21 protein-coding genes and 1 pseudogene are annotated in these 24,277 nt (G+C 71.9%); 8 read left to right on the top strand and 14 right to left on the bottom strand.

Features of this window, described 5'->3' with window-relative positions:
- Window positions 1–75 precede the first annotated feature (75 nt).
- The 9 genes from ACTVCO_RS06195 to ACTVCO_RS06155 form a co-directional block, all read right to left on the bottom strand.
- Window positions 76–1,224: a glycosyltransferase family 1 protein gene (locus ACTVCO_RS06195; RefSeq protein WP_443727528.1), complete on the bottom strand. Its 1,149-nt coding sequence runs from the start codon at window positions 1,222–1,224 to the stop codon at window positions 76–78.
- Window positions 1,221–2,384, bottom strand: coding sequence for a glycosyltransferase family 1 protein (locus ACTVCO_RS06190; RefSeq protein WP_443727527.1), 1,164 nt, complete (start codon window positions 2,382–2,384; stop codon window positions 1,221–1,223). Before ACTVCO_RS06190 ends, ACTVCO_RS06195 begins: the two co-directional genes overlap by 4 nt.
- 165 nt (window positions 2,385–2,549) lie before the next feature.
- A complete protein-coding gene (locus ACTVCO_RS06185) occupies window positions 2,550–3,767 on the bottom strand; it encodes a hypothetical protein (RefSeq protein ID WP_443727526.1) in 1,218 nt (405 codons plus the stop codon).
- Window positions 3,764–4,933 (bottom strand): glycosyltransferase, encoded by a 1,170-nt coding sequence (locus ACTVCO_RS06180; RefSeq protein ID WP_443727525.1) that lies wholly within the window; start codon window positions 4,931–4,933, stop codon window positions 3,764–3,766. Before ACTVCO_RS06180 ends, ACTVCO_RS06185 begins: the two co-directional genes overlap by 4 nt.
- A gap of 1 nt (window position 4,934) precedes the next feature.
- A complete protein-coding gene (locus ACTVCO_RS06175; RefSeq protein WP_443727524.1) occupies window positions 4,935–6,764 on the bottom strand; it encodes an ABC transporter ATP-binding protein in 1,830 nt (609 codons plus the stop codon).
- Window positions 6,761–8,053 carry a glycosyltransferase gene (locus tag ACTVCO_RS06170; RefSeq protein ID WP_443727523.1) on the bottom strand — a complete coding sequence of 431 codons (1,293 nt, stop codon included), beginning with the start codon at window positions 8,051–8,053 and terminating at the stop codon, window positions 6,761–6,763. Before ACTVCO_RS06170 ends, ACTVCO_RS06175 begins: the two co-directional genes overlap by 4 nt.
- Window positions 8,050–9,036: a Gfo/Idh/MocA family protein gene (locus tag ACTVCO_RS06165; RefSeq protein ID WP_443727916.1), complete on the bottom strand. Its 987-nt coding sequence runs from the start codon at window positions 9,034–9,036 to the stop codon at window positions 8,050–8,052. Before ACTVCO_RS06165 ends, ACTVCO_RS06170 begins: the two co-directional genes overlap by 4 nt.
- Window positions 9,036–10,160 carry a DegT/DnrJ/EryC1/StrS family aminotransferase gene (locus tag ACTVCO_RS06160; protein ID WP_443727522.1) on the bottom strand — a complete coding sequence of 375 codons (1,125 nt, stop codon included), beginning with the start codon at window positions 10,158–10,160 and terminating at the stop codon, window positions 9,036–9,038. The genes ACTVCO_RS06165 and ACTVCO_RS06160 overlap by 1 nt, the downstream gene beginning before the upstream one ends.
- Complete coding sequence (locus ACTVCO_RS06155; RefSeq protein WP_443727521.1) at window positions 10,157–10,753, bottom strand: acyltransferase; 597 nt, start codon at window positions 10,751–10,753, stop codon at window positions 10,157–10,159. Before ACTVCO_RS06155 ends, ACTVCO_RS06160 begins: the two co-directional genes overlap by 4 nt.
- Window positions 10,754–10,891: 138 nt before the next feature.
- Here ACTVCO_RS06155 and ACTVCO_RS06150 point away from each other — a divergent pair, with 138 nt between their 5' ends.
- From ACTVCO_RS06150 to ACTVCO_RS06140, 3 genes are all read left to right on the top strand, one after another.
- On the top strand, window positions 10,892–11,569 hold the full coding sequence (locus ACTVCO_RS06150) for a glycosyltransferase family 2 protein (protein WP_443727520.1): 678 nt from the start codon (window positions 10,892–10,894) through the stop codon (window positions 11,567–11,569).
- Window positions 11,570–11,578: 9 nt separating this feature from the next.
- Window positions 11,579–12,022: a DUF2304 domain-containing protein gene (locus tag ACTVCO_RS06145; RefSeq protein WP_443727519.1), complete on the top strand. Its 444-nt coding sequence runs from the start codon at window positions 11,579–11,581 to the stop codon at window positions 12,020–12,022.
- 731 nt (window positions 12,023–12,753) lie between these two features.
- Window positions 12,754–13,740: an LCP family protein gene (locus ACTVCO_RS06140; RefSeq protein ID WP_443727518.1), complete on the top strand. Its 987-nt coding sequence runs from the start codon at window positions 12,754–12,756 to the stop codon at window positions 13,738–13,740.
- 28 nt (window positions 13,741–13,768) lie between these two features.
- On the opposite strand, the gene purE is transcribed toward ACTVCO_RS06140, so the two are convergent.
- A complete protein-coding gene (purE, locus tag ACTVCO_RS06135; RefSeq protein ID WP_443727915.1) occupies window positions 13,769–14,260 on the bottom strand; it encodes a 5-(carboxyamino)imidazole ribonucleotide mutase in 492 nt (163 codons plus the stop codon).
- 116 nt (window positions 14,261–14,376) lie between these two features.
- Complete coding sequence (locus ACTVCO_RS06130) at window positions 14,377–15,582, bottom strand: 5-(carboxyamino)imidazole ribonucleotide synthase (protein ID WP_443727517.1); 1,206 nt, start codon at window positions 15,580–15,582, stop codon at window positions 14,377–14,379.
- On the opposite strand from ACTVCO_RS06130, the pseudogene ACTVCO_RS06125 reads away from it, so the two are divergent.
- A pseudogene (locus tag ACTVCO_RS06125) lies at window positions 15,573–15,743 on the top strand (pentapeptide repeat-containing protein); the annotation flags it as partial. The gene ACTVCO_RS06130 and the pseudogene ACTVCO_RS06125 sit on opposite strands and share 10 nt — an antisense overlap.
- A gap of 50 nt (window positions 15,744–15,793) precedes the next feature.
- Here ACTVCO_RS06125 and ACTVCO_RS06120 read toward each other — a convergent pair.
- From ACTVCO_RS06120 to ACTVCO_RS06110, 3 genes are all read right to left on the bottom strand, one after another.
- On the bottom strand, window positions 15,794–16,414 hold the full coding sequence (locus ACTVCO_RS06120; RefSeq protein WP_443727516.1) for a GtrA family protein: 621 nt from the start codon (window positions 16,412–16,414) through the stop codon (window positions 15,794–15,796).
- Between the two features lie 67 nt (window positions 16,415–16,481).
- Window positions 16,482–17,813: an ATP-binding protein gene (locus ACTVCO_RS06115; protein WP_443727515.1), complete on the bottom strand. Its 1,332-nt coding sequence runs from the start codon at window positions 17,811–17,813 to the stop codon at window positions 16,482–16,484.
- 12 nt (window positions 17,814–17,825) lie between these two features.
- Window positions 17,826–18,509, bottom strand: coding sequence for a response regulator transcription factor (locus tag ACTVCO_RS06110; RefSeq protein ID WP_443727514.1), 684 nt, complete (start codon window positions 18,507–18,509; stop codon window positions 17,826–17,828).
- Window positions 18,510–18,688: 179 nt separating this feature from the next.
- On the opposite strand from ACTVCO_RS06110, the gene ACTVCO_RS06105 reads away from it, so the two are divergent.
- The 4 genes from ACTVCO_RS06105 (at window position 18,689) to ACTVCO_RS06090 (ending at window position 24,224) form a co-directional block, all read left to right on the top strand.
- Entirely contained in the window at window positions 18,689–19,993 is a 1,305-nt protein-coding gene (locus ACTVCO_RS06105; protein ID WP_443727513.1) for a sensor histidine kinase, read from the top strand.
- Complete coding sequence (locus ACTVCO_RS06100; protein WP_443727512.1) at window positions 19,990–20,703, top strand: response regulator; 714 nt, start codon at window positions 19,990–19,992, stop codon at window positions 20,701–20,703. Before ACTVCO_RS06105 ends, ACTVCO_RS06100 begins: the two co-directional genes overlap by 4 nt.
- Before the next feature lie 162 nt (window positions 20,704–20,865).
- Window positions 20,866–21,645, top strand: coding sequence for an ABC transporter ATP-binding protein (locus ACTVCO_RS06095; protein ID WP_443727511.1), 780 nt, complete (start codon window positions 20,866–20,868; stop codon window positions 21,643–21,645).
- Window positions 21,645–24,224 (top strand): ABC transporter permease, encoded by a 2,580-nt coding sequence (locus ACTVCO_RS06090; protein ID WP_443727510.1) that lies wholly within the window; start codon window positions 21,645–21,647, stop codon window positions 24,222–24,224. Before ACTVCO_RS06095 ends, ACTVCO_RS06090 begins: the two co-directional genes overlap by 1 nt.
- Window positions 24,225–24,277 lie beyond the last annotated feature (53 nt).

Raw genomic sequence — 24,277 nt, 5'->3', positions numbered from 1 at the left:
GGCTTCGGCGCCGCGATCAGGGACCGGCGTGGACGGCCGGCCGGGTCTGTGCGCCCCGTGCGGGGCTCGGCGGACTCAGCGCGGCGCCTCCGCGATCGCGTCGACGGCGCGCTCCCACGCACCCGACTGCGCCTCGGCTGACAGGTCGCGTGCGGCCGCGTGCGAGGCTGCCTTCCACGCGGCGACGTCCTCGGGCGTCACCGCGTCGAGAGCGGCCGCGAGCGCCGCGGCGGTGTTCGCTTCGGCCACCGCGCCCAGTCCGTGCTCGCGCACGAGCCGCGCCATCTCGGGGTTGGGCCCGACGACGAGGCCCAGGCGCGCCTGGACGAAGTCGAAGATCTTGTTCGGCAACGCCATGGCGTTGTTGCGGTTGACCTCAGGCAGCACGTAGACGCCGAGGTCATAGGCGGCGAGTGTGTCGCCGAGCTCGGCGTACGGCACGGGGTCGTGCACGGTGACGCGAGCCGAACCAGCGGTGCGGGCGCGCAAGTCATCAACGTAGGCGGGGTCATTGCGCACGAGGTAGAGGTCGAGCGTGCAGTCCGTTCGTGTCGTCTCTGCTGCCTCAACGAGGTGATCGAGGAATCGGTTGGCAAGGCCAGCACCCGAGTGGACAAGGCGCAACGGGTCATGGACGGGGCCAGGCTCACGCTCGACGAACGGCGCTGCATTGACGACGACGTCCGTCGCGAGCCCGTATTCACGCTCGTAGGCCTCAGCGATGCCGGGGGCGACGGTTGTCACGGACGCGGCCTGCGTGACGTAGCGGCGCAGCAGCCAGCGCACGTAGGGCGCGACGAAGAGTCGCCACCGCAGGAGCTCTTCGTTCTGCGCGGGCGCGTACTCGTGGAGGTCGGCGTGGACTGCGGCGCGGCCCGAGGCAAGACGCGGGGCAACCTCGAGGGCGAGCGGCACGGCGTCGACGTCGTCGGCGAGGACGACGTCGAACTCTCGGCCCGCGAGGAGCGTGCGCGCCGCCGTGGACGCGGCGTTGCGTGCGAGAACCGTCCCGTGCCGGAACGTGAGGAGCGCGAGCGGGTCCTTGCGCCAGTACACGGCCTCGTCGGGCACGCGGAGGTGCTCGGTGACCCCCTCGGGCACTGGCCCGTACCCGCACGTCGTCACGTCGTAGCGCTCGGCGAAGAGACGCACCTGCTTGAGGACGCGGGCGTCGGACGCAATGGGCGAGAACGAGAGGATGAGCAGGCGGGGTCGGGGGATCATCGGGCGGGCTCCTCAGCAATGGCGTCGATCGCGCGGACCCATCCGTCGACCTGTTCTTCAGCGGACAGGGCACGCGCAGCAGCATGCGAGGCGGCCTTCCACCTGCGAACGTCGTCGCGAGTGAGGCCGTCGAGGACGTCGGCGAGGTCCTGGGCGGCGTAACCCGACGTCGTCATGCCGATCCCGTGCTGGTCGACGACCGCAGCCATCTCTGGGTTGGCCGACACAACGAGGCCAAGCCGCGCCTGGACGAAGTCGAAGAGCTTGTTCGGCAGCGCCCCGGCGTTGTTTCGGTTGACTGGCGGGAGCAGGTAGACGCCGAGGTCGTAGTCGTTGAGGGTTGCGAGCAGCTGGTCGTACGGGACGGGCTCGTGGACCGTGACGATACCCGTGGACTCCGCCTTGCGGCGGAGCGCGTCGACGTAGCCCGGGTCGTTCCGCGTGAGGTAGAGGTCGAGCGTCACCCGTGCGGTCGTGAGGGTTGCCGCGTCGACGAGAGTCTCGAGGTGCCGGTTGGCCAGTCCTGCGCCCGAGTGCACGAGCCGCAGCGGTAGGTCGGCGGGGACGGGAGAGGGCGCGAGGTCAACGTAGGGTGCGGCGTTCGCGACGACGCCAGCGTCGACGCCGAGCTCCCGGTAGGCGCGGGCGAGCACGCCGCTCACGGTCGTGGCTGACGCCGCCCGGTACACGTACCTGCGCACGAGCCACGTGAGGTAGGGCGCGATGCGTCGCTTCCACGCCAGGTTCTCCTCGTGGAGCCAGGGAGAGAACTCGTGGAGGTCCGCGTGGACGCCGCGCCGGGGCCGCAGCCGGAGCGCGAGCGGCACCGACTCGACGTCGTTCGCGAGAATGACATCGAACGCACCGCGCCGGACGCCGGCATCGTCGAGCGCGCGTGTCGCGCCCACGACGGCGGGCGTGCGCCGCTCGACCAGTGAGTACGCGCGCAGCGTGATGAGGCGCCCGTCGAGCGCGAGACTCGCGTGCTCGGCAGGGATCTCGACGTGCCGGGCGTCCTCAAGCCCAGGGCCGAGCGGTGCGGGCCCAAAGCCGCACGTCGTCACGTCGTAACGGCCCGCGAAGAGCCGGACCTGCTTGAGGACGCGCGCGTCGGACGCGATCGGCGAGAACGAGAGGATGAGGAGCGATGGACGGGGCACGGCTCTAGTCTCCCAGGGCTGTGGGTCTGTCGTCACACCACGTTGGCACTTCTTCGGCAGCCTCACGAGTCCCATGAGTTATGCGAGACCAACGCCTTGCACGGAAAACGCCTCGACTCGTCGTCGCGACCGCGGCGAGGCCCCAGGGGAGCGGAGCCCGCGCAGTCACGCCTTCGTCACGCCGCAGAATCCCGCGAGCGCCTCGGCGCTCGCGCGGCCGTCATGGAGTGCGCGCACGAATGCGGGGCCTTCGGTCCAGGCCCGTTCGGCGACCGTCGAACGCTCGTCGAGCACGCTCGTGAGGACGTCGGAGAGAGTGTCAGGGGTTGCCTCGAGGACGGGCAGGTCCCGTCCCGCACGGTGCGCGACCGCGTCCCGCACCTGCTCGGTCACGTGCGCGACGACGACGCGTCCGGCGGCCATGGCCTCGCACGTCGCCACGCCGTAGGAGCCGAGCGCGAACTGGTCGAGGACGACGTCTGCGTCACGGTAGACGTCACGCATGCCCTCGGCGGGCACGCCCGTGACGCGCCGGTACTCGATCACGCCGCGGGCCGCGAGCCGCTGGAGGGCGGGCTCGATCGCGGCGGTGCCCTTGACGGGGCCGTTCGTCGGCGCGTGGACGACGACGGGCACGGCCCGCGCAAGTGGCGGCTCGGGCGTCACCCAGGCCGAGGGGTCGACGACGAGGGGCAGCCACGTCGCGGCCGGGCGGTCGCGCAGGAGGTCGGGCGTCGAGACGAACGTCGGGATGCCGCGCGCCTCGAGCTCGTCGAGGCGCCGGTTGTGCTCGGGCGCGGAGACCGCGAGCAGGCGTCCGGTCTCCCACTGCTCGTCGCGGAACGGGGACCATGGCGTGGCGTCAAGGTGGCGCGCGGGGTCGCGCACGTCGCTGCCGTGGGCGACGAGGCCGACGACGAGGCCCGAGGCTCGTAGCTCGTCGATCTCGCGCCACACGCCGTTCGGCTCGCGGACGCTCGCATGCAGCGTTCCGAAGAGGGGGCGGCAGGCCTCGACGAGGACATGGGTGAAGCGCCCGACGTAGCGTCGCTGGGCGGTCTGCCAGCGGTGCGAGCCGGTGTAGATGTCCTGGGGCACGCGGACGTCGGTCGAGAAGCGAAAGCCGGCGGCGGGCTCGGCAGTCATGGCGACGGCGCCGACGCCGGGGAGGAGCTCGGCCGCGCGCGCCCACGCGGTGCCCTGCCCGGCGTAGTTCGCGGGCCCGACGTAGAGGCGCACGGGCGCGCCGGGCACGGGCGGGTTCGCGGGGACGTCGTCGGGCGCCCACGGCCGCAGTCGCGGGGCGACCGCGCGGACAAGACCGTCGGGCGCGCGGCGTACGACGGCTCCCGCGGCGCGTGCAAGCGCAGGCGGAAGGCTCACCACGGCAGTCGGTACCTCACGTAGCGGGTCGCGGTCGACTCGGGGTCGAGAAGGTCGGGCAGGTCGCGCGGCACGAGCGTTGCGAGCCGGCCCGCGCGGGCACGGACGAGCGCCGCGGAGGCGAAGGTTCCTGCGGTGGCGGGGACGCCGTCGCCGGCGCCGACGGGCAGGCGGCCGTCATCGCCCGTGCGTGCCACCCACGCGGGGCCCGCGACGACCCGGAGCGCGGCAAGGTCGGCACGCGCGAGCGCGTGCAGGGCCGTGGGCGCGGTCTCGAGCCAGGCCCGTGCCTCGGCGCGCAGCACGGCGGGCCCGTCGTCGTCCCACGCGTCCGCGGACGGGCGGCGCGCGAGGGCGCCGAGCACGTGGACGCGGAGGACCTTGATCGCGAGCGCGCGGCGCTGCGAGGGCACCAGGTCGGCGGTGAGGCCGGTGCCGCGCAGGCGCGTCACCGCGGCGAGCTCGTCGGCGACGGGCCGCACGACGCTTGTCACGCGGTCGGCAGCGTCTGCGCCGACGACATACGCGGGGGCCGAGGGCAGCATGTCGATGCGCGCGCCCGAGCACCACAGGCGCGTGGAGAGCTCGAGGTCCTCCCCTGTCGCGAGGCCCTCGGTGAACGTGAGGCCGAGGCGCGCGAGCGTCGCCCGTCGGAGGAGGCCGAGAGGTGCGGAGCGGTAGAGGAGTCGGTCAGCGACCACGTCGAGCGGGGTCGTCGCGCGCGGGCCGGGGCGGCCAGTGCCGGGCCGCACGAGCGGGTTGCGGAGGATCTCGCCGCCCTGGCGCAGCGGGGCGAGGACGACGTCGGAGTCGCGCTCGAGCGCGACGTCGAGCCACGCGCGGACCGCACCTCGCTCGAGCGTGTCGTCGGAGCCCATGACGGCGACGTGCTCGGCCGTCGCGTGCGCGAGACCGTGGTTGAAAGGCCCCGCGGGGCTGCGCACGTGGTCGGAGAACCCGAGGACGCGCACGTGGTGTCGCTCGTCGGGCGTGAGGGCCAGCGCGGCGTCGACCGTGCCGACGCCGAGGTCGTGCGCGACGACCGTGACCCGGACGAGTCCTTCGGAGCCCGCGAGCACGCTGCGCACGGCACGCCCGATCTCTCGTCGCACGTCGTGGACGGCAATGATGAGGTCGACCGCGGGGGTCGGGGTGGCGGCGTGCACGTCAGCCATCCTGCCGGACGGGCCCCGACGAGCCACCCGCGTCGCCCCCGTCGGGAGGGGAGGAGGTGAGGCCCGCGAGCGCGGCCTGCACCTGGAAGTCGGGGACCGCCGCGACGAGCTCGTCAAACGTGCCACGCGCCGCGATCGTGCCGTCGGCCATGAAGCACACTTGGTCGGAGTGGCGGATCGTCGACAGTCGGTGAGCCACCGAGATGAGGGTGACGCGCCCGCGCAGACCCGCGATCGCAGCGGCGACGGACGCCTCGGTCTGGGTGTCGAGCGCACTCGTCGCCTCGTCAAGGACGAGCACGAGCGGGTCGGAGTACAAGGCGCGAGCGATTCCGAGGCGCTGACGCTGACCGCCCGACAGCGCCATGCCGCGGTCTCCGACGCGTGCGTCGAGGCCGCCCGCGCGGGCGTCGACGACGTCGAGCAGCTGCGCGCTCGCGAGGCACGCACGGACCTTGTCACGATCGATGTCGTCGGTCCAGGTGAGCGCGACGTTCTGCGCGACGGTGCCGTCGAACAGCGCGACGTCCTGCGGCACGTAGCCCACACGTGCGCGCCACGCGGCGAGCACGTCTGTGAGGTTCTGGTCACCGACGCGCATCGTCCCGGTCTGGGGGACGAGCAGACCGAGCAGAACGTCGACGAGCGTCGACTTGCCCGCGCCCGAGGTCCCGACGAGCGCGAGGGACGAGCCGAGCGGCAGGTCGAGGTCGACGTCGCGGATCGCCTCGGTCTGCGTGCCGGGGTAGGTGAAGCCGACGCCCCGCAGGGTGAGGGTCGTCGGCTCGCCCGCGAGGGGCTCGCGTCCGCCGGTCTCCGCCGCACGGAGGTAGCCCTCGGCGGCCACGATGTCGCCGATGACGGCCGTGACGTTGGGGATGTTCGCGGCGGTCGTCGCGATGACGGCCTGGAAGCCCGTGATCGCTGGGACCATGCGGAAGCCGGCGACGCCGAACATCGCGAGCGCACCGAAGGCCGCCCCGGGCCCGTCGAGCAGGTACGCCGCTCCCCCGACCAGGAGGAAGCCTCCGACGATCGCGGTCTCGACGACATAGCGCGGAACCGCGGCGAGGAACGAGAGGTTCGCGCGCGCCCGCACGGTGTGCGCGCGGTTGGCGCGCACGACGTCAGCGACCTCGCCCGCCTTGTCGCGCAGCGTGATCTCCTTGAGCGCGCCGACCATCTCGGTCATGAGCCGCGCGACGCGGAACGAGTAGTCACGGTTGACGCGCCCGGCCTGCACCGAGCGGCGCGAGACGACGCGGTAGAGCAGGAGCCCGACGAGCCCGAGGTAGACGAGGGTGATCGCCGCGGTGACGGGCTCGGTGACGACGAGGACGAGCAGCACGGAGGCAAACGTCGCGGCGAGGGCGGGCAGCCCCGCGACCGGCAGGAGGAACCCCGCGGTCGCGTTCGCGATGCCGACGTCAGCGAGGCGCACGAGCTGTGAGGTCGAGCGCGAGAGCCGGTCGGTCCACGGCGCGCGGATGTACGCGTCGAAGAGCCGGTCGCCGATCTCGAGCTCGTACGCCGCGAAGCGCCGCGTGACGGTCCACTGGAGCGTCACGGACAGGACGCCCTTGAGAAGGATGAGCGCCGAGACGGCGCCGATGACGACGACGTTGCCGACCTCGCCCAGCAGCGGCAGGGAAGCCTGCCCGCCCGCGAGCATGGGGGCGAGCGAGACGGCGAGGAGCGCCAAAGCTGCGACGTCGAGCAGGGACAGGCCCGCATTGGCGACCATGTAGGTGCGCAGGAACCGCTGGGCCCGCCCGGGCAGGAGCGGGACGAGCTGCTGCCACGTGCGCCAGATGAGCTTCACGACTGACCGTCCTCGCCCGCGGCCGCGCCCCGTGCGCGGCCGTCGCGCCATCGTCGCACGTGAGCGGCGACGGATGCCCCGACGTGGGCGATGCTCGCGTTCTCACGCGCCCACGCGGCAAGGCGTGCGGAACGGTCGGGGTCGGCCCCGGCGTGGTCCAGCGCGGCGATCATCGCGGCCGCGACCTCGTCGACGTCGTAGGCGACCGCGTGCCCCAGCCCGTGCTCGCGCACGATGGGCACGGCCGGGCCGGGCCCGGCGAAGACCACGGGGGTGCCGCACGCAGCGGCGGCGAACGTCTTGGTGGGCAGCGCGAGGTCGTAGCCGACGCCCGGTCGCACCGACACGAGCGCGGCGGCGGCATGGCTGATCCAGGCGGCAGCCTCGAGCGCGGGCACGAGGGGGCTGAGGTGGACGGCGCCGGGTGCAACCTCGTCCGCAAGCGTCCGGAGGGTGTCGAAGTCCGAGCCCTGGCCGAGGATGACGAGCTCCGCGTCGGGGGCCACCGTGCGGACGCGTGCGAGCGCGCGCACGAAGACGTCGGCACCCTGCCACGCTGACGTCGTGCCTGCGTAGACGAGGTAGCGGGCCGGCGCGCCCTCGGGGCGCGGCAGGCCCGGCCGGAAGACGTCCGTGTCGACGCCGTTGCGCACGACGACGACCTCGGGTCGGCGCCGATTCCGGCGGCTCGTGCGGCGCGGCCCGATGAGGTGCTCGACGCGTTCGGCGACGTCGGGCGAGACCGCGACGATGCCCGCCGCGCCGCGCATGGCCCAGCCCTCGACCCTGGCGAGCAGCCGCGTGACGACCCCGGGGACCGAGCCGTCGCCCGCGGTCGCGTCCGACCACACGTCGGCCGCGTAGTAGACGTACGGCACGTGGCGCACGGCGCATGCGAGGCGCGTGATCGCGCCTGTCGTGGGCGGTGGCTCCACGATGACGATGTCGGGGCGGGGCGTGGCGAGCATCCGCAGGAGCAGCGGGATGTCGAACGAGAGGTAGGGCAGGTAGCCGCGCACGTAGCCCGTGCGGTCCCGCAGCACCGGCGCTCGCTCGACGCGCACCCGGGACTCGCGCAGCACCTCGTCAGAGGTGCGTGCGGACGCCCGCTGGTCGCGCCGTGACTGCGTTGTCAGCACGGTGACGGCGTGGCGCTCGCCCGGCGCAGCGGGGTCGACGGTCGCGAGCGCGCGTGCCAGCGCTTCGAGACGGAACGAGGCCGCCGCGGGCTCGGGCGCGAAGATCCGCGTCGCGAGCACGCTGTGCCGCCTCACCTCGGGCGCCGTCACAGGCGGATGGTCTCCTGCGTCTCCGACGACCGCTTCGCAGCCTCGGCGACGCGCAGCGTCGCAAGCCCCTCGGCCATCGACACGGTGCGGTTCTCCCCGCCGAGCACGGCGTCACGGAACGCCTCGAGCTCGGTGCGCAACGGCTCACGCTTGGCGATCGCGTACCGCGTGACGTCACCCTCGGCGACGCCGCGGAACGCCGCGACGGCGTCCCACTCGGTCTGCACCCGCCCGTTCTCGTAGAACGTCACGTCGGCTGTCGCCGTGTCGGCGACGATCGTGCCGCGCTCACCCGCAACGACGGTGAGCCGTTCCTTCATGGGCGAGAGCCAGTTAACCGTGTGGTTGATGTTGACGCCGTTGGCGAGACGGCCCGTGATGAGGACCATGTCCTCGTGCTCACGGCCGGAGCGGAATGACGTCTGCGCCGCGATGGTCGCGTACGTCGACTGCGCGGCCCACGCCGTGAGGTCGATGTCGTGCGAAGCGAGGTCGAGGATGACCCCGACGTCCGCGATGCGCGCGGGGAACGGCCCCTGGCGGCGCGTCGAAATCTGGTAGACCTCACCGAGCTGCCCGTCGGCGATGCGTCGGCGCACCTCCTGGATCGCGGGGTTGTAGCGCTCGATGTGGCCGACGGCGCCGACGAGGCCGGCGTCGTCGAACGCGCGCGCCATGCGTTCGCCCGCGGCCGAGTCGACCGCGACGGGCTTCTCGACGAGCGTGTGCACACCCGCTGCTGCGAGCGTGAGCGCGGTCTCCTCGTGGAAGCGCGTGGGCACGGCGACGACCGCCAGGTCGATGCCTGCGGCCGCGAGCGCGGCAGCGTCGGGCAGGACCTCGAGGCCGCCCGCGACGCGGAACGGGTCACCGCCCGGGTCGGCGAGCGCGACGAGGTCGACGCCCTCCATCTCGCGGAAGACACGCACGTGGTGGCGACCCATGGCGCCGATCCCGATGACTCCTGCGCGCAGGTTCGCCATCATGCACCTGCCCCGACGACGGCGGTCACCGCGGCGACGATGCGCTCGAGGTGCTCGGGCGTGAGCGAGGGGTGCACGGGGAGCGAGATGACCTCGCGTGCCGCCCGCTCGGTCTCGGGCAGGTCGAGGCCCGGGGCGTAGTGCTCGAGCGAGGAGAGGCGGTGGTTGGGGATCGGGTAGTAGACGCCCGAACCCACCTGGTGCTCGGCCTTGAGCGCGGCGACGACAGCGTCACGCTCGGCGCCGGTCGCCCCGTCGAGGCGGATCGTGTACTGGTGGTAGACGTGCACGGCGCCCTCACGCACGGGCGGGACGACGACGCCGTCGACGCCGGCGAGGCCCGCGTCGAGGAACGCGGCGTTCGCCTGACGCTGGGCGGTCCAGCCGTCGACCTTGCCGAGCTGGACGCGGCCGATCGATGCGTGGATGTCGGTCATGCGGTTGTTGAAGCCGACGACCTCGTTCGCGTACTGCTTCTCCATGCCCTGGTTGCGCAGGAGCCGCAGGTTGCGGGCGATCGTCGCATCGGCGCACGAGACCATGCCGCCCTCGCCGGACGTCATGTTCTTCGTCGGGTAGAGGCTGAACATGGCGAACGCGCCGAACGTACCGACCTTCTCGCCGCCGAGGCTCGCGCCGTGGGCCTGCGCTGCGTCCTCGAAGAGCTGCACGCCACGCTCGGCGGCGAGCGCCTGGAACGCGGGGGCGTCGAACGGGTGCCCGTACAGGTGGACGGGCATGATGCCCGCGGTGCGCTCGGTGATCGCGGCGGCTGCGGCCGCGGGGTCCATCGCGAACGTGTCGGGCTCGATGTCGACGAAGACCGGCGTCGCGCCCGTGAGCGCAACCGAGTTGCCGGTTGCGGCGAACGTGAACGACGGTACGAGGACCTCGTCGCCCGGGCCGATGCCCGCAGCGAGGAGGCCGAGGTGGAGGCCCGCGGTCCCCGAGCTCACGGCGACGCACTCGCGGCCCGCCACCATGTGCGCGCCGAACTCCTGCTCGAACGCGGCGACCTCGGGTCCCTGCGCGACCATGCCGGACCGCATGACGCGATCGACGGCAGCCCGCTCGTCGTCACCGATGATCGGCTTGGCCGGGGGGATGAACTCCAGCTCGCTCATGCGTTCTCAACCTCTCTGATGGTGTCGCCGGCGGGCTCGTAGAGCCGGCCGCTTGCAGGGCATCGGAAGCGGTCGCCCTCGGCGACCAGGGGGTGGCCCGCGTGGCCGACCCAGCCGACCTGGCGGGCGGGCACTCCGCGGACGATCGCGTGCGCCGGGACGTCGCGCGAGACGACGGCGCCTGCGGCGACGGTCGCCCAGGCACCGATCGTCACGGGTGCGACGCAGACAGCGCGGGCGCCGATCGCGGCGCCGGTCCCGATCGTCACGCCGACCGCGGTCCAGTCGGAGGCGTCCTTGAGGGTTCCGTCGGCGTTGATCGCGCGCGGGTACTGGTCGTTGGTGAGGACCGCGGCGGGGCCGATGAAGACGCCGTCGGCGAGCTCTGCGGGCTCGTAGACGAGCGCGTAGTTCTGGATCTTGCAGTGGTCGCCCATGCGGACACCGGTTCCGATGTATGCGCCGCGGCCGACGATGCAGCCGGCTCCGAGGACGGCATCCTCGCGCACCTGCGCGAGGTGCCAGATCGAGCTGCCCTCTCCGATGGTGGCCTCTTGCGAGACGTCCGCGCTCGGCGCGATGCGCACTGCCATTCCTGCTCCGTCCGGGTGACGTCGGGGCGCGCTGCGGCGCCGGTCGGAGAGCCGACCTCGGTCAGACTACCGCCGCGGGGGCCGGACCTTCAGGACGATCGTCCAGCGGATGCGGCGCGGGGTGCCACAATATCGGTCATGACCCGCCCTCCCGTCCTCGACGCGTGGCTTGTCGTCCCGTTGTACAACGAGGCGGCGGTCGTGGGTGAGGTTGTTCGCGACGTGCTCCCGACGTTCCCTCACGTCGTGTGCGTCGACGACGGCTCGTCCGACGGCTCGGCCGAGGCTGCGCGCGCTGCGGGTGCTCGCGTCCTGGAGCACCCGGTCAACCTGGGGCAGGGCGCAGCGCTGCAGACCGGAATCTCGTACGCCCTCTCCCGCGGGGCGCGCTACGTCGTGACGTTCGACGCTGACGGCCAGCACCGCGTCGAGGATGCGCTCGCGATGGTCGACCTCGCGCGCGCGGAGGACGTCGCGATCGTCTTCGGGTCGAGGTTCCTTGACGACCGCACGCAGGCGGGGCTTCTCAAGCGGCTCGTGCTCAAGATCGCGGTGTGGTTCACGAACCAGTCGACGGGGCTCCGGCTCACGGACGCTCACAACGGCTTGCGTGTCATGCGCGCTGATGCCGCGCGCGGGGTGCACCTGCGTCAGGACCGTATGGCGCACGCGAGCGAGATCGTCCTGCAGCTGGGCCGCACCCGCCTGCCGTGGCGCGAGCACCCCGTGCACGTCCTCTACACCGAGTATTCGCGCGGCAAGGGCCAGTCGCTGTGGAACTCGGTGAACATCCTCGTCGATCTCGTCTTCCGGTAAGGGGGAGCTGTGCTCATCCAGGTCATCCTCCTCGCGTCGATCGCGTGGGTCGCGGTCATCCTCAACCGGTCGACGGGCGATGCGCGGCACCAGGCGATCCGTCGTCTGCTGCTCGTGCTGTTCATCGTGGCAGCGGCCGCGTCGGTGCTCTTCCCCTCGATCCTGTCGCAGGTCGCGAACGTCATCGGCGTCGGCCGTGGCGCGGACCTCCTGCTCTACGCGCTCGTCATCGCCTTCCTCAGCTTCATCGCGACGTCGTTCAGGCGCATGAACCGCATGCAGTCGCAGCTGACGGCGCTTGCGCGCGAGCTCACGCTCGCCCGCGCCCGCCTCGTCGACCACGGCGTCGTGCCCGACACGGCCCTGGTCGAGAAGCCCGGGCCCACCCCGCAGGACCCCGCGACCGACGAGGCACCGCCGGGCGCGACGTCCGCCGACGGGGGCGTCTCCTAGCCCACGCTGGGCCGGCTCAGCCATCTCCACAGTTCTCTCACCCCCCAGCCTCGGACCCGCCGGGCCACCGCCGCGCAGGCCGCCTAGGATCGACGGGTGACCTGCCCGTTCCGCCCTGTCCGCCACGCCTCGCGCGCCGCTGCCTGCGTGGAGCTGATGCACCCGTGAGCAACGACCGGCAGCGTCCCGAGGGCTCCCCTCCCCCCAGCTTCTCCCCGCAGGCCGCGGGCGGCTCCCGCCCTGCGTCCGACGACGGCGCGGTTCCTGTCGGCGGCGGCAACGGTCCCGTCTCTCACGTGGCCTCGCGTCCGACGCGTCGTCCGACGTCGGGAGGGGTTCCTCGCGCTCCCCGTCCCGGTGACGCGCCCGGCGCGTCCCGGCCCGCGTCCGTGCCGCCGCGGTCGTCGGGCTCGCCGCGTCCCTCGAGCGAGGGTGCGCGTCCGACGGGTGCCGGCAGCGCGGGTGCTCGTCCGGCCGCGGGCTCGGTTCAGGGCGGTGCAGCCGCGGCCCGCCCGGGTGCGCCCCGCTCGGGTGCGCCTCGTTCGGGTGCGCCCCGTTCGGGTGCGCCCCGCTCGGCAGGGCCCGGCGCTGCCGGGGTTCGTCCCGCAGACGCCCGACGCGCAGGATCCCGTCCCCCGGGGGCCCACCCCGTCGCGCTTCCGGCCGACCATGACGACAGGCTCGGCGATGCACCCGCAGCAGGCGGGGGTGCGCCTCGATCGCGGTTGCGCGTGCGTCCCGGGCGCCTGGCTGCGGTCGTCGCCGTGCTCGCTCTCGTCGGGCTCATCGCGTGGCCCGTCGGGCTGGGCATCTGGGCCAACGGCAAGATCACGCACGTCGCCGCGCTCTCCGGTGCGGCCGCAACCGAGGGCACGACGTACCTCCTCGCAGGCTCGGACTCCCGTGACGACGGCGCGATCGCGTCCGACGGCACGGCGGGTGCGCGCACCGACACGATCATGGTGCTCCATGTCCCCGACTCGGGGCCCTCAGCTCTCGTCAGCGTTCCGCGCGACACGTTCGTCGAGATCCCCGGCCACGGCGGACGCAAGCTCAACGCGTCGTACGCCTATGGCGGCCCTGAGCTTCTTGTCTCGACCGTCGAGGGCCTCACGGGCCTCACGGTCGACCACTATGTCGAGATCGGTCTCGGCGGGGTCAAGGGCCTCGTCGACGCGGTCGGCGGCGTCAACCTCTGTCTCGACTACAAGGTGCGGGACAAGCGTTCGGGCCTCAAGTGGAACCCCGGCTGCCATGACGTCGACGGCAAGAAGGCCCTCGCGTTCGTGCGCATGCGCTACGCGGACCCCAAGGGCGACCTGGGCCGCGCGGAGCGTCAGCGCCAGCTCATCGGCGCTGTCACGAAGAAGGCCGCACGCTTCGGCACGGCGGTGAGCCCCGGCAAGCAGATCGACCTCGTCGACGCGGGCCTCGGCGCGATCGCTGCCGACGACGGCACGGGGATCGTCGACCTCGGCCAGCTCGCGCTCGCGTTCCGGTCGGCCACGGGCGAGGGCGGGATCACGGGCACTCCCCCGGTCGCTGACCTCGACTACCGTCCGGGCGGCGGGGCTGGCTCGACCGTCCTGCTCGACCCGGAGCGCACCGGCGCCTTCTGGACTGGTGTGCGTGACGGAACGCTCGAGCCGGGCCGTTACGACGGCGACGGGCTCGTGGAGAAGACGTCCGACGAGAAGACGGCGAAGCCGACCCCGTAGTCGACGAGGTCCCGCACGTGCGTCGCTCCTACTCGCCGCGCTCGAACGCCTCACGCAGCGCGACGCCCTTGGCCTGAGCTTGGTCGCGCAGCTCCTCCTGGAACCCGCGCATGCGGGCGCGCACAAGAGCAGCGTCGTCGTCGGTTCCTGAGCCGAGGATCCGCGCTGCGAGCAGGCCCGCGTTGCGCGCCCCGCCGACCGAGACGGTCGCGACCGGGACTCCGGCGGGCATCTGGACGATCGAGAGCAGCGAGTCCATGCCGTCAAGGTAGGCGAGCGGGACGGGTACACCGATGACGGGCAGCTCCGTGACCGCCGCGAGCATGCCCGGCAGGTGCGCGGCACCGCCCGCGCCCGCGATGATGACGCGCAGGCCGCGCGCGGAGGCCTCGCGACCGTAGTCGATCATCTCGGTGGGCATGCGGTGGGCCGAGACCACGTCGACCTCCACCGGAACATCGAACTCTGCGAGAGCCTCGGCTGCGGCGCGCATGACGCGCCAGTCCGAGTCGGATCCCATGACGATGCCGACGACGGGTGCGGGCGTGGTGCTCACTTGAGGCTCCTGTGGGTCGGGCGGGCGCGGGGCGTGGAGAGGGGCGGGCGTGGGGTGGGGCGGGGCGGGCTCGACGTCGGCTACTCGCCGCGCAGCTGCGCGGCAGCGGCGATCGCGCGTCGGCGGACGTCGTCGAGGTCGGCCCCCGAGACATTGACGTGGCCGAGCTTGCGCCCCGGTCGCACGGACTTGCCGTAGAGGTTGACGCGCGCGCCGGGGTCGGCGGCGAAGAGGGCGGGGAGCGCGTCCGTCAGCTCCGTGAGCGCGGAGCCCAGGACGTTGGCCATGACGGTCCACGGCGCGCGCGGCGAGGTGTCTCCGAGAGGCAGGTCGAGCACTGCTCGCAGGTGCTGTTCAAACTGGCTGGTCACGGCACCGTCGATCGTCCAGTGGCCTGAGTTGTGGGGTCGCATCGCGAGCTCGTTGACGAGCACGCGTCCGTCGACCTCGAACATCTCGACCGCGAGGACTCCCGTCACGCCGAGCCCCGTGACGATCGTCTCGGCGATCGCGCGGGCCTCGGTCTCGAGCGCGGCCGACAGGTCGGGGGCGGGGGCGATGACCTCGGAGCACACGCCGTCGCGCTGAACCGACTCGACGACCGGGTAGGTCGCGACCTCGCCCGAGGGCCGGCGCGCGACGAGGACTGCAAGCTCGCGCACGAAGGGCACGCGTTCCTCGACGAGGAGCGCGGAACCTCCCGCTGCGACGGCCTCGAACCAGTCGGCAGCCTCGTCAGCCGAGCGCACGACGCGCACTCCCTTGCCGTCATAGCCACCGCGGCTCGTCTTGACGACCGCGGTCCCGTCCCCCTCTGCAAGGAACGAGGCAAGCGTCGCGTGGCCCTCGGCGGGGGACGTGGGGAGCACGGCCCAACGCGGGCACGGGACCCCGAGCGCCGTGAGCTTGGCACGCATGACGATCTTGTCCTGCGCGTGGATGAGCGCGGCGGGGCTCGGGTGGACGGGCGTCCCGGCCGCAGCAAGCTCATCAAGGAGGGCGAAGGGCACGTGCTCGTGCTCGAAGGTGAGAACGCTTGCGCGGGCCCCGCCCGGCACGGTCGCGCCCGCCGACGAGGTTCCCGCCGAGGACGTTCCCGCGACGAGCGCGCGCACCGCAGCGTGGTCGGCGGCAGCGCCGACGGGAGCGTCCGCGACGACCTGGGCGGCCGACGATCCGGGCTCCTCGACGAGCACGCGCAGGTGCACCCCGAGCTCACCCGCGGCCGGAGCCATCATTCGGGCCAGCTGGCCCCCACCCACGACTGCCACGACCGGTGCGCTCACGATCCCCAAGGGTACGCGAGGCAGGCACGACGCCCGAGGGGTGCCCGCTCGGCGGACGCCCAGCACGGGGCCAACGTCACGCACGGCTCCGTCACGCACGGCTCCGCCACGCACGGCTCCGCCACGCACGGCTCCGCCACGCACGGCTCCGCCACGCACGGCTCCGTCACGCACGTTCGCCTCAGTCGCTGGGTCTCAGCGCACGGGTCCCTCAGCGCACGGGGTCGAGGGGCGCGCGCTCGCCGCTCGTCCCGACATCGCCTGAGCCCGGGTATGAGCCCGGGTCTGAGCCCGAGTCCATGCTCAGGTCTGAGCCCGAGTCCATGCCCGGGACCGTGCCCGGGCCCGCACCCGGCTGCACGTCGTCGCCGACCCCGGCCGTGAAGACGAAGCTCCGGTAGGCGAGGTACCGGAAGACCATGCCGAGCAGGAGCCCCACGACGCTGCCCGAGATGTTGTCGGCGAGCACGCTCGTCAGCCCAAGGACGTAGCGCGAGAAGGCAAGGCAGGCGACAGCGATGAGCATGCCGCCGACGTTGACGACGGCGAATCCGACGAACTCCCGGACGCGGTTGGCGGTCTTCCGGTCGGAGAACGTCCAGTAGCGGTTGCCGACCCATGAGAAGACGGTCGCGACGGCGACGGCGATGACCTTGGAGACGAGCGGCTTGTGCCCGAGGACCTCACCGGGGCCGTGGACGAGCAGGTTGAACACGCCCGTGTCGATGACGAAGGCGATGCCGCCGACGGACCCGAAGCGCACGAGCTCCCAGAAGCGAGCGAGGAGACGTGCGCGCAAGGTGCGCCGCACCGGGGATGCAGTCGAGGGCATTGTCTGAGCCTAGCCCCGCGAAGGGGACGTAGGTGATACGGGAAGTCCCGTACGGGATGCGCGAGACTCAGGTCGGGGGGCGACGACGACGGCTCCAGCCCGACGACACGACCGAGCCGACGGGGAGCACGACCGAGGGGTCGAGCGACTTTGGCACGCCGACGAGGAAGAGCGAGAAGACGGGCGGGCGGCGCTGCGAAAGTTCGAGGCGCGCGCCGTCGGCTGCGGCGAGGTCACGCGCGAGGGCGAGCCCGAGCCCGTTCCCGGAACCCGAGGTCACCTCGCGTTCGAAGATGCGAGGTGCGAGGTCGTCGGGCACGCCCGGGCCCTCGTCGGACACCTCGACGACGACGGCGCCGCTCGTTCCCGGACGGGAACGCACGGTCGTCGTCCCGCCGCCGTGCTTGATCGAGTTCTCGACGAGGGTCGCGATGATCTGCGCTAGGCTTCCCGGCGTCGCGAGGACGGTCGTCGCGCGGTCGACGTCGACGACGAGGTCGCGCCCGAGCGCAGCGTAGGTGGGGCCCCACTCCTCGACCTGCTGCGCGACGACGTCCGCGAGGACGACAGCCTCGTTGTTGCCGCCGAGCGAACGTCGCGACCGCGAGAGCAGGTCGTCGACGACCGTGACGAGCCGCTCGATCTGCTCGAGCGACACACGCGCCTCTTCTTGCACCGCCTCGTTGTCGGGGGCAGCCAGAGACATCTCTTCGATGCGCATCGTGAGCGCCGTGAGCGGTGTACGCAGCTGGTGGGACGCGTCAGACGCGAACTGCCTCTCGACCGCGAGCCGCCTGGCGAGCCGGTCGGAGGACCGGGCGAGCTCGGCCGCCACGAGGTCGATCTCTTCGATCCCCGAGGGTTCGAGGCGCGGACGCGTCTGCCCCGAGCCGATCTGCTCGGCCGACGCCGACAGGTAGAGCAGAGGCGCCGCAAGGCGGTTGGCCTGCCACGTCGCGACGACGATGGCTGCACCGACCGCGACGACCGCGGCGACGCCGACAAGCACGATGATCTGCGCCGACCTCACGTAGAGGTCCCATGACGAGACCCGGACCTCGACGATCGCCTTGGAGTCTGAGAGGGCGAGCGTCTTGGTCACGCGACCCGTGACCTCCTCACCGCCCGTGATGACCTCGCCCGCAGGCCCGATGACATGGACGTAGGCGGACAGGCGTCCGTTGCCCCCGACGTAGCCGTCGAGCATGTCGTCGCTCAGCTCAGCCCCACGCGCGACGCGGCCGTCGATCGCGCGGGCAATGTTCTGCGCGCGGATCTGCAGCTCGCGCACCTCGTTGTCCTTGACCAGCTGGGCACCGAGGAACGCGAGCGGAAAGCCGAGCAGCAGCACCGCGACGGCAACCGCTGAGAGGGCTGCGAGGATGAGACGACGGCGCATCCGACGGCTCGGTCAGCGGGCCCCGGTCTCGAACCGGAAGCCCATGCCACGCACCGTCGAGATGTACCGCGGGGAGTTCGCGTCATCGCCAAGCTTGCGACGCAGCCACGAGACGTGCATGTCGAGCGTCTTCGTCGAGCCGACGAGCTCCGAGCCCCACACCTCGCGCATGAGTGTGTCGCGCACGACGACGGTGCCGACGTTGGCGACGAGCACGCGCAGGAGGTCGAACTCCTTGGTCGTGAGGTGGAGCTCGCGGTCCGACTGGAACGCGCGGTGCGCGGCGACGTCGACGCGGACGTCCTGCGCACGGATCTCGTCCTCGGCCTCGACCTCACCGTGCGTGCGGCGCAGGAGCGCGCGGACGCGGGCGAGAAGTTCGGCAAGACGGAAAGGTTTGGTGACGTAATCGTCAGCCCCCGCGTCGAGCCCGACGACGAGATCGACCTCGTCGGCACGCGCAGTGAGCACGAGGACCGGGGTCGTCAGGCCCTGAGCGCGGATCGCGCGGGCCACGTCGAGCCCGTCCATGTCTGGAAGGCCCAGGTCAAGGACGACAAGGTCGACGTCGGCAGCGCTCGCGAGAGCGCCCTGCCCCGTCCCCTGGACGATGACGTGATAGCCCTCACGGGTAAGCGCGCGAGCGAGCGGCTCGCTGATCGCCGGGTCGTCCTCGGCAAGAAGCACGTTCGTCATTCCCCCATGTTAGGTCATGACTTCCCCTAGAGACGCCCAGCGACGCATCTGACAACGCAGATCGTGCGAGGTATCACACGGATCACCCGCCCCGCTCCCCCCCTCGGGAGGGCATCGCGACCGACCGCTCCGCCCGCAGGATGACGCACCTGGGCCACACGCCAACCTAGGCTGGACGCGTGTCCGACGACTTCCGGCCCCCCTGGTGGCAGCGCCTGCAGCAGACCTGGGACCGCAACGCGCTGTGGATCGATGTCGCAGGCACGGCCCTCCTGCTCGTCCTCGCGATCGGCCTCTTCGGCGTGTCGATGCTCGAGGGCGTCTACGCGATCCTCTTCCTCGCTCCCCTCGCCCTGCGCCGCTACCGGCCAACACTGTCCGTCGTCCTCGTCTACTCCGTCGGCCTCTTCTACACCCTGACCGCTCCAGAACCGGGCGCCAACCCGGCGATCCTCGCGGTGCTCGTCGCCCTCTACTCCGTCACCGTCCACGGACCACGGTGGGCCTACCGCACGGCGATGATCACCGGAATCGCCGGAGCAGTGCTCTTCTCCATGATGCTGTGGGTCACCGACGGCATCGGGACCCCGGGCGCCTTCATGGGCATCGCCTTCGGTGCGTTCTCGATGGTCCTCGCCGAGCTCGCCGTCTGGGGATTTGCCCTCACACGTCGAGCCCGCAAGGACATGGTGGCCGCGCTCATCGACCGCGCCGAGCGGCTCGAGGTCGAACGCGACCAGCAGGCGCGCATCGCGACAGCCGCCGAGCGCACCCGCATCGCCCGCGAGATGCACGACATCGTCGCCCACTCGCTGTCGGTCATCATCGCCCAGGCCGACGGCGGCCGGTACGTCGTCCGACACGACCCCGCCGCGGGCGAACGCACGCTCGGAACGATCGCCGACACGGGGCGGGACGCCCTCGCCGACATGCGACGGCTGCTCGGAGTTCTCCGCGAACCCGACGGGCTCCGGCCACCCACGTCGCTGCCCGACGTGGCCGCCGGGGCCACCTCCCCGGGTTCGCGGGCAGGCTCGCCGCCCGGAGACCGCGCTCCGCAACCGGCCTCAGGCGACCTCGAAGGGCTCGTCGCCCAGGTGCGCGCAACGGGCCTCGACGTGTCGTTCGTCCGCATGGGTACGCCCCGTACCCTCCCACCGGGTGTCGGGCTCGCGGTCTACCGCGTGTGCCAGGAGTCCCTCACGAACATCCTCAAGCACGCCGGGCCGTCCCCGAGCGTCACCGTCGTGCTCACGTGGGGCATCGAGTCCCTCACGCTCCAGGTCTCCGACGACGGCCGCGGCGCCTCGGCAGGAGGCGACGGAGCAGGCCAAGGCCTCCTCGGCATGCGCGAGCGTGCCACGATGTTCGGAGGAACCCTGACCGCAGGCCCTCGCCCCGGCGGCGGGTTCCGCGTCCATCTCACGGTTCCGATCCCGCGCGGCCCCGCCGCTGCACCCCCCACCCCTGAGGAGCCCTCGTGACCTTCGACCCGACCCACGACGTCGTCCGTGTCGCACTCGTCGACGACCAGCAGCTCGTGCGCGCCGGCTTCCGCATGGTCATCGACTCCCAGCCCGACCTCACCGTGACCCTCGAGGCGGGCGACGGGGCCCAGGCCGTACGCCTGCTCGTCGACCATCCGGTCGACGTCGTCCTCATGGACGTCCGCATGCCAGAGCTCGACGGGCTCTCCGCGACCGCACGCCTCACGGAGGCCTGGCAGACGCGACTTCCCGCCGAGCAGCAGCCCCGCATCATCGTCCTCACGACCTTTGACCTCGACGAGTACGTCATGGAAGCGATCCGCGCCGGAGCGAGCGGGTTCCTCCTCAAGGACGCCCCTCCCGAAGAGATGCTGGCCGCGATCCGCACCGTCCACCGCGGCGACGCAGTCATCGCGCCGTCCAGCACGCGCCGTCTCATCGAGCACATGGCGACAGCACTGCCCGCACCCGGCACGACCGCACCGGCCGACGACTCGCGCGTCGCCGCCCTCACCGACCGCGAGCGCGAGGTCCTCGTCCTCATGGCGCGGGGCCGCTCCAACACGGAGATCGGCGCTGACCTCTTCGTCGCCGAGGCCACCGTCAAGACGCACGTCGGGCGCATCCTCGCCAAGCTCCGCGCACGCGACCGCGTGCAAGCGGTCGTCACCGCCTACGAGACCGGGCTCGTCCGCCCGGGCGCGTAGGTGCGCCACCTCGCGTCGGGCAACGGTACGACCGTGGGATGACACGGCCCACGCACCGAACCCTCCTGCAGGCCGACGTGCCCCCGCAGGTCACCTCGATAGCGTCGGAGAAGCCGGCGGGCCCCCGCCCGCCTCACCCCCGTACGCATGAGGAGCACCACCATGGACACCACCGTCGCCCCCGGTACGACGGGCGCGGTCAGCGCCCGCGGACTCACCAAGGTCTACGGCAAGGGAGCCGGTCAGGTCATCGCGCTCGACAAGGTCGACGTCGACTTCGCCCCCGGCCGCTTCACCGCGATCATGGGCCCCTCGGGCTCGGGCAAGTCGACGCTCATGCACCTGCTGGCGGGCCTCGACTCGGCGACCGCCGGCTCGTCACGCATCGGCACGACCGAGATCACGTCGCTCGGTGACGATGCGCTCACCGAGCTGCGTCGCACCCGCGTCGGCTTCGTCTTCCAGTCGTTCAACCTCCTGCCGATGTTCACAGCGGAGCAGAACATCCTGCTGCCCCTCGACCTCGGCGGGACCAAGGTCGACCGCGACTGGCTCGCCACTCTCGTCACGACGCTCGGTCTCGGCGACCGCCTCACGCACCGTCCGGCCGAGCTCTCAGGCGGGCAGCAGCAGCGCGTCGCGATCGCACGCGCGCTCATCACGAAGCCCGACGTCATCTTTGCTGACGAGCCCACGGGCAACCTCGACTCGCGCTCCGGCGCCGAGGTCCTCAGCTTCCTGCGCCGTTCGGTGCGCGAGCTCGGCCGCACCATCATCATGGTGACGCACGACCCGGCCGCCGCGGCCTACGCGGACCGCGTCGTGCTCATCGCTGATGGACGCATCGCGGGCGACATCACCGACCCGACACCGGAGTCGGTCCTTGCGGGCCTCGACGCCCTGCGCACGCTCGAGTCGACGCCGGTCGGGGGTCAGGCCTGATGTTCCGCCTCACCTTCGCTCAGATGCGCAAGTCGGTCGGGAGGCTCGTCGCGGCGGGCATCGCGATCGCGATCGGCACCGCCTTCGTCGCTGCGACGCTCCTCGCGGGCAACCTCATGACGACGACGACGACCGACTCGGTCGCCGCGTCGCTCGCCGACGCCGACGTCTTCGTCGACGCCTCGGCCATCGGTCAGATGCCTCTCGACAAGATCGTCGACTTCACCTCCGTCCCCGGGGTAGAGACCTCGAGCCCCTTCACCCAGACCTACCTCACCGTCCGCAAGGACGAACGCTCACTCGGCATCATGGGCACCCCCGTGGCGCTCACGCCTGAGCTGAACGTCCAGGTCGTCACCGCGGGACGTCTTCCGACGGCCTCGGCGGAGGTCGCGCTGCCCACGAACCTCGCCACGCGTCTCGACGTCGCGATCGGCGGAACCATCGAGATCGAGACCATGCTCCCGGTCGAAGGCGACGCCTCGCGGCGCCTTCGCGTCCCTGTGACGGTCGTGGGCCTCGTCGACGACCCCCACAGCGCGTTCATCGCCACCGACGGTGCGCTCGTCGCGCTCGCCTCAGACCTCCTCACGTGGGACGACTACAGCGGCATGTCGCAGGCGCTCCTTGTCACGGCTGCGGGGACCGATCCCGAGTCCGTTCTCGCGGACGTGCGCAAGGCCGCCACCGCGGCGCTCGTCGCAGGCGGCACGGACGAGGCCTCCGCGGGCAGCGTCGTCGTCCAGACCAAGCAGCAGTACGCCGACGCCCGCATCGCCCAGATGAGCGGCGACACCAATACCGTCATGTACGTCGTGCTCGCATTCGGCGCGCTGGCGCTCATCGTCGCGGGGCTCGTCATCGCCAACACCTTCCAGGTGCTCGTTGCGCAGCGCACCCGCACGCTCGCACTTCTGCGCTGCGTGGGAGCCACGAAGAAGCAGCTGCGCGGATCCGTGATCCTCGAGGCCACGACGCTCGGAACCTTGGCCTCCCTCGCAGGCATCCTGCTCGGGTCCGCCGGCGTGCAAGCGTTGCTCGCGGTCTTGCGCACGCGGGACTTTGCGGTCGCGCTGCCGACGACCATCACGATCACGCCCGCCGTCATCCTCGTCCCGCTCATCGCGGGTATCGCCGTGACGACACTCTCGGCCTTCGCCCCGGCGCGCGCCGCGACCCGGGTCGCTCCGCTTGCCGCGCTCCGCCCCGCAGATGCGCCCTCGATCCGGCAGGGCTCGACCGGCCGGCTCGTCACCTCGATCGTGGCGACCGTGCTGGGCGTGCTCCTCCTCGGCGGCGGCGTCGCGGCAGGCATCGTGCTTGAACGGCCCGAGATCGGCCTCCTTCTCGGCATCCCTGGCGGTGCGATCTCGTTCGTCGGGCTCATCGTGGGATCGGTGTTCTGGATTCCTGCCGTGGCCTCGGCCGTCGGACGCCTGCTGTCTCGCACGGGTGCGGCCGCTCGCCTTGCCTCGGCCAACACGCTGCGCAACCCGCACCGCACCGCAGCAACGAGCACGGCGCTCCTCATCGGCGTCACGCTCGTTGCGATGATGTCGACTGGCGCCGCGAGCGCACGGGCGACGTTCAACGCGCAGCTCGACTCCAACTTCGCCGTCGACGCGATCATCGAGTCAGGCCAGCAGACGCCCGGCGAATCACCGTTCACTGACACGGTTCAGCAGGAGATCGCGGCTGTCGCCGGTGTTGCGGCCGTGGCCCCGGTGTCCTCGACCAACGTCGCGAACATCGCCTTGACGACCCCGAGCGGTGTGGTCGACCTGCCGGAGGCCACCGTTCAGGGTGTCGAGCCCGCACGGGCGCGCGATGTTCTTCACGACGTGCGGCTCGTCGACGGGATTGGCGACGGCGTTCTCGTCGTGACGTCGCAGGATGCCGTGGTTGCCACGGCGACTGCCGCGTCCCTCACGTTGAACGACGGATCGAAGATCGATCTCGCGGTGGACGTCGTCACCCAGGGGCTTGGCGCCCCAACCGTGACCATGGCGACGCTCGCGACGTTCGCACCTGACGCTCCGGTCTCGACGCTCTTCGTCAAGCTCGACTCGAGCGAGCCTGTCGCAACCATCGACGCGATGAAGGACGTCGTCGATGATCTCGGCGTGTGGGTGACGGGGCTGGCCGCCGAGCGTGCCATGTTCGAGCAGGTCATCAACATCCTGCTCGCGGTCGTCGTCGGACTGCTCGCGGTTGCCGTCGTCATCGCCCTCATCGGCGTGACCAACACGCTCTCGCTCTCCGTCATCGAACGTCAGCGCGAGAACGCGATGCTCCGTGCAATCGGCCTCTCGAAGCGTCAACTGCGCTCGATGCTCGCGATCGAGGGCCTGCTCATCGCGGTCGTCGGAACGCTCCTCGGGATCGTCCTCGGCCTCGTCTACGGCTGGTCGGGTGCGGCCGCGATCCTCGGATCGTTCGGCGACCTGCAGCTCGCGATCCCGTGGCGTGATATCGCGATCGTGCTCGTCGTCTCGGTCGTGGCCGGGTTGCTCGCCTCGGTCATCCCGGCACGGCGCGCGGTGCGGACCTCACCGGTCGAGGCCCTCGCGGTCGACTGATCGAGCGCGTCACGCGCCAAGCCCCGCGGCCTGACGCACGGCCCTGTGGTCGG

It is taken from the genome of Sanguibacter sp. A247, assembly GCF_052324925.1.
In the GTDB taxonomy this organism is placed as follows: Bacteria; Actinomycetota; Actinomycetes; order Actinomycetales; family Cellulomonadaceae; genus Flavimobilis.
The sequence above is the reverse complement of the archived record's forward strand: the minus strand, read 5'-3'. Positions and strand labels throughout refer to the sequence as shown.

Bases quoted from the DNA above. Each gene is read 5' to 3' on its own strand.
- ACTVCO_RS06120 (WP_443727516.1), bottom strand. From the start codon at position 16,414: ATGCCCTCGACTGCATCCCCGGTGCGGCGCACCTTGCGCGCACGTCTC.
- ACTVCO_RS06155 (WP_443727521.1), bottom strand. From the start codon at position 10,753: ATGGCAGTGCGCATCGCGCCGAGCGCGGACGTCTCGCAAGAGGCCACC.
- ACTVCO_RS06110 (WP_443727514.1), bottom strand. From the start codon at position 18,509: ATGACGAACGTGCTTCTTGCCGAGGACGACCCGGCGATCAGCGAGCCG.
- ACTVCO_RS06165 (WP_443727916.1), bottom strand. From the start codon at position 9,036: ATGGCGAACCTGCGCGCAGGAGTCATCGGGATCGGCGCCATGGGTCGC.
- ACTVCO_RS06195 (WP_443727528.1), bottom strand. From the start codon at position 1,224: ATGATCCCCCGACCCCGCCTGCTCATCCTCTCGTTCTCGCCCATTGCG.
- ACTVCO_RS06090 (WP_443727510.1), top strand. From the start codon at position 21,645: ATGTTCCGCCTCACCTTCGCTCAGATGCGCAAGTCGGTCGGGAGGCTC.
- ACTVCO_RS06160 (WP_443727522.1), bottom strand. From the start codon at position 10,160: ATGAGCGAGCTGGAGTTCATCCCCCCGGCCAAGCCGATCATCGGTGAC.
- ACTVCO_RS06115 (WP_443727515.1), bottom strand. From the start codon at position 17,813: ATGCGCCGTCGTCTCATCCTCGCAGCCCTCTCAGCGGTTGCCGTCGCG.
- purE (WP_443727915.1), bottom strand. From the start codon at position 14,260: ATGGGATCCGACTCGGACTGGCGCGTCATGCGCGCCGCAGCCGAGGCT.
- ACTVCO_RS06150 (WP_443727520.1), top strand. From the start codon at position 10,892: ATGACCCGCCCTCCCGTCCTCGACGCGTGGCTTGTCGTCCCGTTGTAC.
- ACTVCO_RS06095 (WP_443727511.1), top strand. From the start codon at position 20,866: ATGGACACCACCGTCGCCCCCGGTACGACGGGCGCGGTCAGCGCCCGC.